Genomic DNA, 13,983 nt, shown 5'->3' with positions numbered 1-13,983 from the left:
ACACATATCATAAGGCGCAGGAAGCGGAAATCGAAGCCGGATAAGTCTGGATCTATCTTTCTAGATGTGCACAATTCGGAGTAATTTGACGACTGGGGCGTCTTGTTTTCTGGCGAGAATGTCCCACAACACGACGTTTCACGCGTAAACCGTAGACACTGAGCAAGTTTCTACGAATTCAAGGGTTCGGCAATCATGGGAAAGTGGATTCAGTCGCTTCTCTATTTCATGCTGCGAAGACTTCTGCATCGCCGCTATCAGGTAGAAGTTAAGGGGCTCGAAAAGCTGGAAGGCCTGGAAGGGCCGATCCTGGTGTGGCCCAACCATCCGGCCTATATCGATCCGCCCACCGTCCTGAGCCACCTTCGTTTTGGGAAGTCGCTTCGGCCGTTGGTTTTTACCGACACGTACCGCAGCCCGCTCTTTTATCCCATCATGAAGATAATCGACGCGTACGAGGTGCCAAATCTGAAGTCGCATAGCCGGGACGCGCATGCCAAAACGACCGAACTGATCGAGAAGGTCGCTGAGGAACTAAAGCAGGGACAAAACTTTCTGATCTATCCCAGCGGCAGACTGCAGCGGCAGGGATATGAAGTGGTCGGTGGAGCACGAATCGCTTACGAACTGTTAGAACGCGTCGATAACGTGAACGTGGTGCTGGTCCGCACGCGAGGCTTGTGGGGTAGCCGGTTTGGTTGTGCCCGGGAAGGGGATGTGCCGGCGCTGGGTAAGAATGCATTGGCAGCGGCGTGGTGGATCATCGCGGGGCTTGTCTTCTTTCTGCCCAAGCGAAAGGTGACGCTGGAAGTCGTGCCGGTCGATCGCACATCGTTGCCTATGAAGAGCAAGTCGGCCCTGAATCGTCACCTCGAAGCGTTCTACAATGCCGACGGGGGCGAAGAGGCCAAGTTCGTTCCGTACAGCTATTTGTTCGGGCCGCGCGACTTTGATTTCGATGCCGTCAAAAAGAAGTCCGATGTCGATGTCAGTGAGCTTTCGCCAGAACTGGTGGCGGAGGTGTACGGGATACTTGAGCAGCGTCTCGATCGAACGCTCGATGACAACGAGAAAGAGCCAGGGACGACGCTTGATTTGATTGGACTCGATAGCCTGGAACGCATGGACCTGGCGCTAGAGCTAGAGCGGCACTTCGGGTTTCGCAGCGATCACGTGCCGGCAACGGTGGGTGAACTTTGCGTGCTGGCCGCCGGTCAGGCATCCAGCGACGAAAAGCCCTTGGAAGTTCCCGAGCACTGGGACGATGCCCGTCCGGCCGATAGCGATCATCCGGAGGTTCTGGCAGAGACCATTGCCGAGGCGTTTGTGCGTCGTGCCCTGAAGAGTGCCGACAGTCCTGCGGTTGCCGATCCACTTTCAGGCTGCTTGAGCTACCGCAAACTTCTCATCGGAGCGACGCTGCTTGCCAAGCGAGTCGCGAAACTCGATGGAAAAGCTGTGGGAGTCATGTTGCCGGCTTCGGTCGCTGCGGACACGGTACTTCTGGCGTCAGCGATCGCAGGCAAGTTGCCGGTCATGCTCAATTGGACGACCGGTCCTGCGGGGCTTCAGCACGCTGCCGATAAATTGGAAATCAAGTACGTCATCACCTCTAAAAGGTTCATGGATCGGCTGGGGGTCGAGATGGATGGCGTTGAGATGTTTTACCTGGAAGATACGCGTGAGGACATCTCGACATTCGAGAAGTTGAAAGCACTGGTTGCGACTTACATCGCTCCAGGATCGTTCCTGCGGAATCTGCCCAAGCCTGGAGTCGATGACCCGGCTGTCGTGTTGTTCACGTCAGGCTCGGAAAGCCTTCCCAAGGCCGTTCCCCTTTCTCATAAGAATCTGATCGCCAACATGCGCGGCGGTATCGATCATATGAACTTCCGCAGCGATGATACGCTTCTGGGATTCCTGCCGCCGTTTCATAGTTTTGGACTGACAGCAACCGCGTTGATGCCCATTCTGGCTGGAATTCGGGTGGTGCACCACGCTGATCCGACCGACGCGCGGATGTTGGCTCGGGTGATTGCGGCCTACAAACCAACGCTCATGTTTGCCACGCCTACGTTTCTGCAATACATCGTGAGCAGCAGTGAGCCAGGTGAACTCGAGTCGTTGCGTCTGGTCTTGGTAGGTGCCGAGAAATGCCCGCCGGCGCTTTACCAACGCACCATGGAGATCTTGCCTAAGCTGGATTTGCTGGAAGGATACGGCATTACCGAATGTAGCCCGGTGGTTTCTGGCAACCGCCCAGGGCACAACAGGCCAGGCACCATTGGCCAGTCGATTAACTGCGTTGATACGCTCGTGGTGCATCCGGAAACCCACAAGCCGCTACCTCAGGGAGAGGCAGGGCTATTGCTGATACGCGGCGACTCGGTCTTCAATGGCTATTACAAACACGACAAGCCACAGCCATTTCTAGAAGTTAATGGTCACCAGTGGTATAACTCAGGCGACCTGGTCTCGAAGGATGAGGAAGGCTTCATTGAGTTCCGAGGACGCATGAAACGCTTCCTGAAGATCGGAGGCGAGATGGTAAGCTTGCCGGCGCTAGAAGCCCCGTTGGCAGAGAAGTTCCCGGCTGATGAAGAGGGGCCCAAGGTCGCCGTCGAAGGAATCGAGCAGGATGGAGGTCGCTGCATCGTGCTCTTCACGATCGAGGAAGTCACCCTGCGTGAGGCGAACGATTGCTTAAAAGCCGCTGGTTTTCAAGGGATCATGCGTCTGGATGAAGTTCGTAAGGTTGAAGCGATCCCTGTTCTGGGGACCGGGAAAACCAACTATCGACAGCTGCGAACCTGGATTCAGGAAGGGAATGAAGTGACCTCGGAGTCCTAGGCTTGGGTGATCCATTGAATCACTTCGTTCTCGCCGTTGGTTGAGCCAACCAGCAGACGTTGTCCAGCCTCGCCGGTCTCGTACATCGCGGACACGCGAACTTTATCCCCTGGCAGAAAGCTCATTTCATAGCCGGTGTGATACGAGACCAGTGGAATGCCTGCGGTTGTATCGTACGAGACCGGGAAAAGCAGGCTGTCGTCGTGACCGCTGATTTCCAGCTCGCATTGCCGAGGCTCCTGCGGCCGAAAGAGTGTCTTTCGCTCAGGGATCCACAGTAGTTCTTCGTCTGTCAGGGCACCGCGAATGCTGAAACGGGTCCCATGATAGAACCCTTGGTTACCTTTTCGCTGAAGCATTACCTGGAAGGTGTTTTCATCCACACCAGGAGGACGCTGCACGTATTGCTGCTCGATGTGCTCGATATCGTCGAACTGAAATAGTTCGTGCGACGTGGACAGAAAACGCGTGATGACGTCGCTGCCGTAGATAACCAGGTCAATATCCGAATTCTCGTTGCCGACCCCCCAAAGCAATGAGTCGGTGATTCCAATCTCGGTTGCCGGAACGTCGCAGTGCTCGGCCAGGATATGAACCAGGTCGACGGCCAACGCCAACAACGGGGAAGCATGTTCCTTTTCGGTCAGTAAGTGTCGCGTACGCTCGAGCGGCTTCAGGTGCTGCTGGATCTTTTCGATGGGAACGCGAATCTTGCCGTCGACGTATGTGGGAAAAGATTCGCTCAGGAATCTTGCGGCGTCGTAATAGCTATCGACCCACTTGTTGCCGTTTGCATATTTCAAGCCGGATGTTACAAATCCCGCATCATGCTGGTCTCCGAGAACATTGAAGATCAGGTCATCCTGAGTTAGCAGGTAGTCTTTATCGCGATACATGGAGCGGCTTTCTCGTTAGGGGGCAGGGCCCATTGTAAACCAGTAGCGAGTGGATCAGATTAGAGAAAGAGCAAGTCAGGCACCATAGGCACATGAGGTAGTCGAATGACGCGATTGACGTTTCACGGAGCGGCGGAAACGGTCACGGGATCAAAGTATCTGCTAGAAGCGGACGATGCCAAGGTCTTGATCGACTGCGGATTGTTTCAGGGGCTTAAGGAGCTACGTCTACGAAACTGGGACCCACTACCTTTCACTGCGGACTCGCTTGATCGGATTGTGCTTACGCACGCCCATATCGATCATACTGGCTACCTCCCCAGAATCGTCAAGGATGGCTATCATGGCCCCATTCTTTGTACGCCAGGAACGAAACGGCTGACAGAGCTTTTGCTTTTGGATTCGGCAGAAAACCAAGAGCGGGATGCCGAGTACTTTAATTTTAAGGGACTGTCGAAACATAAGCCGGCGTTACCGTTGTACGATCCGAAAGATGCACGCAAGGCAATCAAGCAGTTGACGGCCAAGCCTCGAGGCGAATGGCATAAGGCCGCCGGTCCGATCTGGTTTCGTTTTCACGATGCTGGGCATCTGCTAGGATCGAACATGATCGAAGTCGAGATCCGCAATCAAGACCCGCCACTGCGGATCTTGTTTTCTGGCGATGTGGGGCGTTACAACGCACCGCTTTATCACGATCCTCACGAGCCACCTCGCTGCGATTTTCTGATTTGCGAGAGCACCTATGGCAACCGAGATCACCCAGAAGGAGACGTGCTCGACGACCTGGAAACGACAATGAACGAAGCGATCGATCGCGGTGGCGTGATCCTGATGGCTTCGTTTGCGGTGGGAAGAGCCCAACAGCTCATCTACTTGCTACAGGTATTGATGCACGATGGTCGAATTCCGAGAATTCCGATCTACCTGGACAGTCCTATGGCGGTCGATGCCACAGAGATCTTCCGCGACTTTGCCGAAGACCTCGATCTCGCGGAAGGTCGACTGAGCGGCCCCAATAGCGTTTTGAATGCATCGAACGTGCATATGGTGCGTAGTTCTAAAGAGTCTAAGGAACTGAACAAGCTGAAGGGGCCAGCCGTGATTATCGCGTCATCTGGAATGATGACCGGTGGTCGGATCCTCTTTCATATGCGACAGCGTCTTCCTTGGCCGCAGAATACGCTGTTGGCCGGCGGATTTATGGCGGCTGGCACGCTCGGGCGTAAGATCCAGGAAGGGGAGAAGACGGTCCGTATCCATAAGAAGGATGTCCCCGTACACGCTCACTTGGAATCGATATCAGGTCTAAGCGGTCATGCTGGTCAGAGTGAACTGTTGCAATGGGTTTCGGGACTTCCCAAGCCGAAAATGGTTTTCCTGACGCATGGCGAACCAGAGAGTGCGTCGGTGTTATCAGGCCTGATGCGACGACGGTTCGGCTTTCGCACCGTCATTCCACGGATGGGAGAATCGTTCGATTTAGAGGAGCAAACTTGATGACACCCCACGAACAAGAAAACCAGGAACAAATTGTCAACTCGCCCAGCTACGTGCTACCGGAACTGGATACCGACTTTCTTCAAAGCGAGGAAATGCGCGGTCTGCGGATGCAGTTAGAGTACACGAAGCCTGACTTATATCTGCGACGAAAGAAGATCAACTCGACGATCATCCTGTTCGGCGGCACGCAGATTGTGGAAGAGTCGAAAGCCCGGGCAACACTCGACAAGCTGAAGGAGCAACGCAAGAGGGAAGGGGATCGCCCGGAACTCGAACGAGCGATCCATCGGGCCGAACGTCAATTGGCCAAATCGAAATACTACGACGAAGCACGCGACTTCGCCTCGCTCGTTTCGCGACACTCTTATAACAACAATCGCTACGATCACGTGATTGTCACCGGCGGCGGCCCAGGCATCATGGAGGCCGGCAATCGTGGGGCCTGCGATGTGGGTGCGCCTAGCATTGGGCTTAATATTACCCTGCCGGAGGAACAGCACCCCAACCCGTATATCACGCCGGGCTTGTGCTTTATGTTCCATTATTTCGCTATGCGAAAGATGCACTTCCTCATGCGTGCGAAGGCTTTGGTGGTGTTTCCTGGGGGCTTTGGTACGTTCGACGAACTGTTCGACGCGCTGACGCTTCGTCAAACCGACCGGATGCAGGCGATCCCCATCGTTTTGTACGGCAGCGAATACTGGAAGCAGGCCATCAATTGGGAGTTCCTCGCGGACGAAGCGGTGATTCGTGATGAACATTTGAAACTGCTTAGCTTCGCTGATTCACCATCGGAAGCCTGGAAGATCATCCAGAAGTTCCATGAAGCGAACCCAGAAGCCAAGGTAATCGCACCATGATTAACGGCAAGCAGAGAACATTCGGCAACGTTCGGCCGGTGGCATTAGTGACCGGCAGTGCGAAGCGTGTCGGACGCGTCATCGCCCAGCATCTTGCCGATTGCGGCTATCGAATCGCCGTGCATGCCAACACATCGATGGACGAGGCAATTCGATTTGTCGAATGCTTGAGAGAGCAGGGGACCGAGGCCAGTGCGTTTCATGCCGATTTGACCAGTGAAGCGTCGATCAAGGACATGGTCGATATGGTTCACTTTTACTTTGGTCGGATCGATGTGTTAGTGAACTCGGCGTCGGTCTTCTTTCCGACCCCGCTCGACGAACTCACGTCTGACGACGTCTATTCTTTGTTTCAAGTGAATACGTTTTCTGTACTCAGTTGCAGTCGCTTTGTCGCTCAGCGGATGCAAGAGCAGTCGACCGGCGGGGCGATAGTGAATATCGCCGACTGGTCCGTCGAACGGCCGGCCAAAGGGTTCTCGGCTTATATTGCCAGCAAAGGGGCTCTTGTAACGCTGACCAAGAGTTTGGCCGTTGATTTGGCTGCTGCGAATCCGGCGATTCGTGTTAACGCTGTTCTGCCGGGGCAAGTGCTTTTGCCGGAAGGATCAGGCGAAACAAAGCGTCAGGCCGCCATCGATGCGACCCTGGTAAAGCGATTGGGGGAACCAGATGATGTCGCTCAGGCAGTCCAGTTCCTGGTGGAAAGTCCCTTTGTGACCGGCGTCTGCTTGCCAGTTGATGGGGGACGTACGGTTTTTAGCGGCCAATTCGACGACGCTAGCGTTCACTAGGCCCAGCAGCGAATGCCCCTTCTGTCGGCGGGGTCGTGCCAGCGAAATCCTCTGAAATCGGCGCTGTGTCCGATTGGCGATTGTTCTACAATCCCGCCGCGACTTTCCGTGGGCAATCGGGAAGGATCCGAGAAATTTCATCAGGAAGTGTTCCATGCGAGTTCGAGTGTTGCTGAACAAGTGTTGCTGGTCCGCAGTATTTGCGGCATCTGCTGGGGTAACTTTGGCTGGTTGCGGCGGCGGTGATGCGAATCCACCAGCGGTGAGTATTGAACAATCCGGTAGCACTGCGGCACCGGCTCAGGCTTCCGCTCCGGCTCATCAGCCTGCGGTTGAAGTCACGGCTTCGAACTCGGTTGAAGCGCCGGCAAACCCTGCGACCTCCGCGGCCATGCAGGCTCCGGCCCCATCGCAGCGTACGACACCGGCTCAGTTAACTTCCACTCAGCAAGCCTCGGGCAGCAATGCTCAAGTCGCGGCAGGGCCGGCACAAGGTGCTGCGGACATGCAGATCAACGCCGGAGCCACCGCCGCTGCTGGTCAGCCGGAATTGCCACCGCCACTCACGGCTGCTGAATTGGCCGCTGAGATGAATCTAGACAACGTGCCGGACGGAACGCCCACGGAACTGTTGACCTACATGAACAACCTGACGGCTGTTCCGTTTCCCGATAATGCCACGCCGCAGGAACTGCGTCAGTTTGCGACCAAGGTTTACTCGAACGTCATTACGGCGGCGGACAAACTGCTGGTCAGCCAGGGTGCCAGTTCCGAAGAACGTCGCAACGCGGTTCAATTTAAATTCAACGCCTATGAAATGCTGATTCAGATTCTGCCGAATCAAGCAGAAGAAATCCGTCAGGAACGAATTCAATTCGCTCAGCACATCGCCCAGGCGAAAGATCCAGAAGTCTCGCGATTTGCTCGCTTGTTCCTGTTCGAGCAGATGTTGGCTCAGTTTGCTGCCGGTGAGCCTTCGCTGTTTCAGCCTGTGCTGGAAGACTCGCGATACATCATCGAAGATCCTAACGCCGACATTATGCACTTTGGTGTCGCTGAGAATGCAGCGACTGTCTTTGCCCGAATGGGACATACCAATGAAGCGGTTTCGATTTTGTCCATGATGAAGAACTCCTTCACTGGGGCAAAAGACGAAAAGCTGGCTGCCCGTGCCGCTGAACTGGATGACATGATCATGCAGTACAAGATCCTGGGCACGATGATGGCTGCGGCGAATGGGGATGAAGCCGCCGAAGATCAACTGGTTGCCGCGATTCGTGCCTGGATCGCGACCAAGCAGAAGGATGATCTAGAGCCGCTGCAAATGCTTTCCACCATCGAAATGCAGATGGAAGATTACCGGAAGATGCAGGTGGCTAGTAAATTGGCCAACATGATGCTCGAATTCTATGGCAATCATCCCGATCCCCAGGTCGTCGAGTCGGTAAAGATCTCTGTTTCCAACGCAGCAAAGCGAACTGGTTTGATTGCCAAGCCATTTGTCGTCGAAGGCAATAACCTGAATGGTACTCCATTTGATTGGAGTCAATACAAAGGCAAGTGGGTCTTGGTCGACTTCTGGGCTACCTGGTGTCCGATCTGCATCGAAGAGATGGAAAACATCAAGCAGGTTTATCAGAAGTACCGTGCCAAGGGCTTTGAGGTGGTCAGCGTCAACCTGGACGACGATCCGCGTGCTCGTAGTGCGTTCTTTCAAAGCAATGCCTTGCCTTGGCCGACGGTGGTCAGTGCCGACCCGGACAACACCGGTTTCTCGGATCCCAATGCCCAACGCTGTGGCGTTGAAGCCTTGCCATTTCTGGTCTTTGTTGGTCCGGATGGAACTGTTGTAGAAATCAACCCACGCGGAGAACGGCTGGAGGAATTGTTGCAGAGTGTCCTGAATCAAGGAGCCGGCGGTGTCGGATCGTTATCCAATCCGACCGTGGGTGCCATGCAGCAGGTTCCGGGAGCTACGGCACCTGTGAATCGCGGCCAAGTGTCGCCTCCGCAACAGGTTCCGTCTACTGCGGACGCCGACGTCAGCCTGAAGGTCGTCCGTTAATAGGGAACGCGACTTCGCCTCGAAATCTAATAATCGAAAGCCACGGATTGTGATTATCCGTGGCTTTTTTTGTTGCTGGTAAGCTACTGCACGGTTCGAATGCGGTGTGGGTGTAACTCTATAATGGAAGTTGCTCGTTTTCCTTCCTCGAACCCAAGGAGAGATTTCCATGTTTACCCAATGGATGACCGGTCTCAGTATTCTCGCCATCGCAATCTTGGCGTCGCCGATCATGGCCGACGAGTTGAAAGTCGGGGACAAGGCTCCTGATTTCTCCCTGGATGGAGAAGGAGCTGAAACGATTAACCTGAGAGACTTCAAAGGCAAGAAGCTGGTGATCACCTTCAACCGAGCCAATTGGTGTCCCTTCTGCATGAAGCAGGTCGTCGACTTGCAGAAGCATTACGACGCCATCAGGGACGCCGGTGCCGAACTGTTGATCATCTGGCGTGAAGAAGCCACTGGTTCAGACGGGCTGAAGAAGATTCGCGAACGCACCAAAGCCACCATGCCGTTTGCCCTGGACTTGGAAGCCCAGAAGACAGGTGCCTATAGCCCCGAAGGATTCGACGCCTACATCGTCGACGAAGAAGGGAAGATTATTGCGATCTTGGAAGGTACCAAGCCAGATCGTGCGATGGGGGACGCCATTATCGAGAAGCTGAAGCAGGACTAATCCATGTTTGCCCGGGGTGGTTCCTTACCGGGCGCAGGCAACCAGGTGACTACCGGGGGCGAGTTTCCCTTGTAGTCACGGATGGCCAGTTCTTGCTTCACGTAGTGCTGCGGAGTGCGACTTCCCTGGATGCGGAAGTTGTCTCCTTTCTGGAGAATCGGTCGTTTCTCAGGCGATTGCCCAAAGGGCCAGTTACCGGTCATTTCGACCGCCACCCAGCGATCGGAGCCGTCGTTCGACTTGGTTAAAAACTCAGGGTAACAGTGACCAGGCACCCAGACGGTTCTCGCGGGAACTTCGCCAGCACGACAGAGCGCGACGAATAAGGTCGTCATTTCTTCGCAGTCCCCACGACCTTCATCCAGGGCAGTGACGGCTCCCTTCATGGGACCGTTTTCGTACTTCACATTCTGATGAACGAAGTCGTAATAGGCTTTTACCTGTTCCCATGGAGTCGCATTGGGCATTGCTAAAGAATTGGCCGCGCCGGTGATCTTCGTATCACGGCTTTCAATAAATGGACTGGGAAGCAAATACTTACGCTGATCGCGATCCAGATCTTTACTCGCCGGAAGCGTCAACTGTTGTGGCTCACTCGGAGGAGAAACAGCTTGTCGGGCAACTCGAAAGCGAAGCAATACCTTGGCTGTATCACCGGCAGACAGGCGAGGAATTTCAACACGTGCCTGACGGGTACCGTCCAGGTTCACGAATCGCAAGTTCGCGCTGCTGGGATGAATCTCTTGATGGACAAGCTCGGCCTGTTGGTCGTCCCAGTTCGCAGGCACGGGAAATGTCGCCGCGATTCCTGATGCCTGTCCAGAGACTTGCAGCGTGAACCCGGTCTCGAAGGTCGTGCCATCGGTAAGCTTCGCGGAAGGTGTTTCCACGGGGCCGAACTGGGCCAGTGCGTTACCACAGATCGCCAGGATAAACGCGAAACAATAGCAAAGCGACTTAGCCACCGAGCACCTCGCGGACGAATTCGACTTTGGGTTTACCACCACCACGGATCGCTTTGCCACTCAGCTTCTCGTTCACAAAGCGAACGGGATCCTTGCGTCCGGGAATGCGAAAGTTATCTCCCTTTTGCAGGATGATCGGATGGTCGGGCATTTCGCCGAACGCACGATCCCCAGCGACACGACAAGGATACCAGTGACCTTCCCCTTCGGCATCTTCCAGGTAGAACTCGGCGTAACTGGAGCTAGGGATCCAGACTGTTCGAGCAGGGATATCCGCAGCTCGGCAAAGGGCGATGAAGACGCCAGTGACGTCCTCGAAATCCCCTTTCTTTTCACGTAGCGCCGTGACGGCATTGGTTGGTTTCATTGATGTGTAAGTGATATTCTCGCGAACCCAGTCGTAGATTGCTTCGACCTTGGCCCAATCGGAATCGATGTCTTCGATGATTTCACTCGCCTGACGACGAACTTCACCATGGCGCGACTCGATGTATGGGCTCGACCCGAGGTAGCGTCGCATCGCCAAAGGAGGCCGCTTGGGGATCGTCAGCCCCGAGGTGTCTTCCGGAGGAGCGGCCGAACGCCGTTCGACTTCGACGGTAATGACGGCGACCGCTGTTTCCCCTGGATTGATCCGAGGAACGGTGATCATCATTTCTTTCACGGTTCCTTCGACCAAGCGATAGCCAACGTTGCCAATCTCGGGCGAAACCTGTTCGTCAGCGAGACGCACCGATTGTTCAGGCCAATCGGCCGGCACCGGAATGGTTGCCGTCAGGCCTCCGCAAGGGCCCCCCACCGCTGAGATCTTTACGCCGACCTGGTACTTGGTTGTTTTCGCAGTACCTAAAACGGTGGCTGACTTGGCTTCATCGGGTTGAACGTTTTCAAACTGGGCCCATGCCGTTTGGGGGCAAAGGACGCACAGGAGGAGCAGGGCGAAGATTGATCGAAGCATGAAACTCAAGCGAGGTTGGAAGATCGAAAGGGTGTTCGTCTCTTCCATGACAACCGCCAGGCAAGCATTCCTTTTCCCACCGCTCTTTACTCTATCTTAGTCAGACTATCGACGACGGGGTAATCTGGGGCACGTATTCCGGAGAGTTGCCAGATAGCCGAGGTGTTCTAAGTGAAGCAACTGTTTTGACAGTCGTATGGATTAAGAGGACTGGTGTAGATAAGCGGGCGCTGGGCCGGTGGATAGTCCGAAGAGAGGTTTAGCTAACAAAAAAGCCGCCCTAGCATCGAGTTATTCTCAATGCTGAGGCGGCTAATTTGACCGTGTTTCCCTTGATGGTACATCAAGGTGATTCGATTAGCGGGCAGGGGCCGGCAAAATGGATTCCGGCGATACGATCACGGACGATCCATCACCGTACGAACCTTCGTACGAAATGGCTGGATCATAGGTGGTTACCGCAGGGCCGACTGATTCAACAGGTCCGCAGCAACCATCGTTGCTCGATCGCCCGCCGAAAAAATTACCCCCGCAGCGGCAACCGGCGGTCGCAGCCAGCAAGGCCACGCACGTCAGCAAAAGCGTAAATCGCTTCATGGGAAATCTCCTCATGGGAACGTTGCGACTGGGGAAATGAACAAAGCACAGGTTTGGCTGCCAAACACTACCCCACAAATAACGATGTGCAACTTCAACATGAGAAATTCCTGCAACATCGAATGTTGAAAAAAATCATCACATCACACGTTTTAGGTGGTAGAGTTACGGCGATGGATTGCGTGACCGCCAAACTCCCCCCAAGCCAGCAACTTTGATGAACGCTTACGCTTTGCCTACCTGCTCCGCTCGTTTTGGTCTGTTCGCCATTTTTTTGACGATGGCTATAAGCACGGATCTCTTGGCCGAATCGGCAGGATTTCGTCAGTCGATCGATGGCTATCCGTGCGGCTACGCGTGCAAGTCTCCGCGTCCTGGGGACGAGGTCTTTCTCGTCTCGACACGCTGCCTGTCAGGCGGCTGTGGATGGGAAATGCCGATCGAACAGATTCAGGTCTCGCAGTATGTGCCTGGCGAAGGCTGGGTTTCGATCGACTGGGAAACCTTCACCAATAGCCCATCTCCTGGCGGCTTGACCAGCATTTACGTCCACGGCAATTGGATGGATACCTATTGGGCCGAACGCCGCGGGTGGGAAATGTACCACGAGGTAACGCGGAATCTTTCGATGGACCAGAAAGTGCGCCACGTGATGTGGTCGTGGCCCACTCAGGAAGAACCCAAACCGCTGCAAACGGTTCGCGAGCATGCCCAGCGTGCGGATATCGATGCCTATTACCTGGCTTCGTATCTAATGACCATTCCCACCGAAGAACAGGTCTCGATATCGGCGTTCAGTCTGGGGGCACGCGTGACCATGGGGGCTTGCCATCTGATGGCCGGCGGTTCGCTTCGCGGTCGGGCGATTCCACAGCATGAAAACAACACGCACGGCTATCGCGTGGCGATTTTCTCAGCAGGCATTACCTATTCGGCAATCTATCCGTCGGGACGCAACGGCCAGGCACTCGAGGTGATTGATCGCATGTACAGTGCATTCAACAGTGCCGACAAGATTCTGCGTTTTTATCGTATGGCAAGTCAACGCAAAGGGGACGAGGCCGCTGGTTACATCGGTTTCAGCCTGGCCCACGACCAGCGTCAGAAGGTCGAACAGGTCAATGCTGCCAATATCCTGGGGAAGGAACACAGTTGGGACAACATCGTCCATGCTTACTGTTTAATGGAGCGGGCACGCGATTACTTACAGTGGAAAGAGATTTAGCCGATTCCGCCTGATTGCGTTCTCTTCAGCGGAAGTTGATTTTGCTGAGCGCGCAGCAAAACACCGCGCTGCCGGGTGATGCAACGCGGTGCTCCGTGTTGTGCGGTGTGCACTCGAGACGGATTAGTAGTCGTAGTCGCCTTCGAGAGCGGCTTGTTCGGCCTTGTAGGCTTCCATGGCGTCCGATTCACGTTGCAGTTTGAATTCCGGACCTTCGGAATAGTACTGAACGTCGTCGCTCATGTAGTAAGGGCTGGGAAGTGTCTGTCCACCGACATCCACTTGGCAACCAGTACCGGCCAGCAGAGCTAGACATCCGAGACCGGAGTACAACGTGGTCTGAATCCAGGTGCGTTTGGTTTCCATCCTTGGAAGTCTCCACCAGATCGGCGACTGGTTCGTCCTGAACCACATCCAATTTTCGCCGCGGGCTGAAAGGGTCGCGTGAATGAACAACGCATGTGATGCGTAAAGTCGTTACATTCGGTATCGACCCTTCGCGGAGGAAACTTTGCATCAAAAAAGGGAAAAACCCGTACAAGCATCCAAATCGGTTTATTTGGTGTAATTTGACACCCTAGTGATAGCACGGTC

12 protein-coding genes are annotated in these 13,983 nt (G+C 54.7%); 7 read left to right on the top strand and 5 right to left on the bottom strand.

All coding sequences use genetic code 11. From position 1 onward, the window contains the following. Positions 1-195: 195 nt before the first annotated feature. Positions 196-2,850, top strand: a complete 2,655-nt coding sequence (locus tag C5Y96_RS17945) for an AMP-binding protein (RefSeq protein WP_105356151.1) — start codon at positions 196-198, stop codon at positions 2,848-2,850. Here the strand turns inward: C5Y96_RS17945 and C5Y96_RS17940 are convergent. Next, entirely contained in the window at positions 2,847-3,746 is a 900-nt protein-coding gene (locus C5Y96_RS17940) for a hypothetical protein (protein ID WP_105356149.1), read from the bottom strand. The genes C5Y96_RS17945 and C5Y96_RS17940 overlap by 4 nt on opposite strands. Before the next feature lie 105 nt (positions 3,747-3,851). On the opposite strand from C5Y96_RS17940, the gene C5Y96_RS17935 reads away from it, so the two are divergent. The 5 genes from C5Y96_RS17935 (at position 3,852) to C5Y96_RS17915 (ending at position 9,644) form a co-directional block, all read left to right on the top strand. Then, positions 3,852-5,246, top strand: coding sequence for an MBL fold metallo-hydrolase RNA specificity domain-containing protein (locus C5Y96_RS17935; protein WP_105356147.1), 1,395 nt, complete (start codon positions 3,852-3,854; stop codon positions 5,244-5,246). Then, positions 5,246-6,109 (top strand): LOG family protein, encoded by an 864-nt coding sequence (locus C5Y96_RS17930; RefSeq protein ID WP_105356145.1) that lies wholly within the window; start codon positions 5,246-5,248, stop codon positions 6,107-6,109. Before C5Y96_RS17935 ends, C5Y96_RS17930 begins: the two co-directional genes overlap by 1 nt. Continuing rightward, positions 6,106-6,903, top strand: a complete 798-nt coding sequence (locus tag C5Y96_RS17925) for an SDR family oxidoreductase (protein ID WP_105356143.1) — start codon at positions 6,106-6,108, stop codon at positions 6,901-6,903. Before C5Y96_RS17930 ends, C5Y96_RS17925 begins: the two co-directional genes overlap by 4 nt. 154 nt (positions 6,904-7,057) lie before the next feature. Next, entirely contained in the window at positions 7,058-8,968 is a 1,911-nt protein-coding gene (locus C5Y96_RS17920) for a TlpA disulfide reductase family protein (protein ID WP_105356141.1), read from the top strand. 169 nt (positions 8,969-9,137) lie between these two features. Beyond that, positions 9,138-9,644, top strand: a complete 507-nt coding sequence (locus C5Y96_RS17915; RefSeq protein WP_105356139.1) for a peroxiredoxin family protein — start codon at positions 9,138-9,140, stop codon at positions 9,642-9,644. Here the strand turns inward: C5Y96_RS17915 and C5Y96_RS17910 are convergent. The 3 genes from C5Y96_RS17910 to C5Y96_RS17900 all read right to left on the bottom strand — a co-directional run bounded on the left by C5Y96_RS17910 (position 9,641) and on the right by C5Y96_RS17900 (position 12,164). Next, a complete protein-coding gene (locus tag C5Y96_RS17910; RefSeq protein WP_105356137.1) occupies positions 9,641-10,609 on the bottom strand; it encodes a transglutaminase-like domain-containing protein in 969 nt (322 codons plus the stop codon). The two genes, C5Y96_RS17915 and C5Y96_RS17910, sit on opposite strands and share 4 nt — an antisense overlap. Further along, positions 10,602-11,567 carry a transglutaminase-like domain-containing protein gene (locus C5Y96_RS17905; protein WP_158261302.1) on the bottom strand — a complete coding sequence of 322 codons (966 nt, stop codon included), beginning with the start codon at positions 11,565-11,567 and terminating at the stop codon, positions 10,602-10,604. The genes C5Y96_RS17910 and C5Y96_RS17905 overlap by 8 nt, the downstream gene beginning before the upstream one ends. 357 nt (positions 11,568-11,924) lie before the next feature. After that, the gene (locus C5Y96_RS17900) at positions 11,925-12,164 is read right to left on the bottom strand and encodes a hypothetical protein (protein ID WP_105356133.1); all 240 of its coding nucleotides are present in this window, start codon (positions 12,162-12,164) and stop codon (positions 11,925-11,927) included. A 217-nt stretch (positions 12,165-12,381) separates the two neighbouring features. On the opposite strand from C5Y96_RS17900, the gene C5Y96_RS17895 reads away from it, so the two are divergent. Further along, positions 12,382-13,389, top strand: coding sequence for a hypothetical protein (locus C5Y96_RS17895; protein WP_105356131.1), 1,008 nt, complete (start codon positions 12,382-12,384; stop codon positions 13,387-13,389). A 123-nt stretch (positions 13,390-13,512) separates the two neighbouring features. On the opposite strand, the gene C5Y96_RS17890 is transcribed toward C5Y96_RS17895, so the two are convergent. Beyond that, positions 13,513-13,755 carry a hypothetical protein gene (locus C5Y96_RS17890; protein ID WP_105356129.1) on the bottom strand — a complete coding sequence of 81 codons (243 nt, stop codon included), beginning with the start codon at positions 13,753-13,755 and terminating at the stop codon, positions 13,513-13,515. Positions 13,756-13,983: the final 228 nt, after the last annotated feature.

It is taken from the genome of Blastopirellula marina, assembly GCF_002967715.1.
In the GTDB taxonomy this organism is placed as follows: Bacteria; Planctomycetota; Planctomycetia; order Pirellulales; family Pirellulaceae; genus Bremerella; species Bremerella marina_B.
This window is presented reverse-complemented; position numbering and strand designations above follow the sequence as displayed.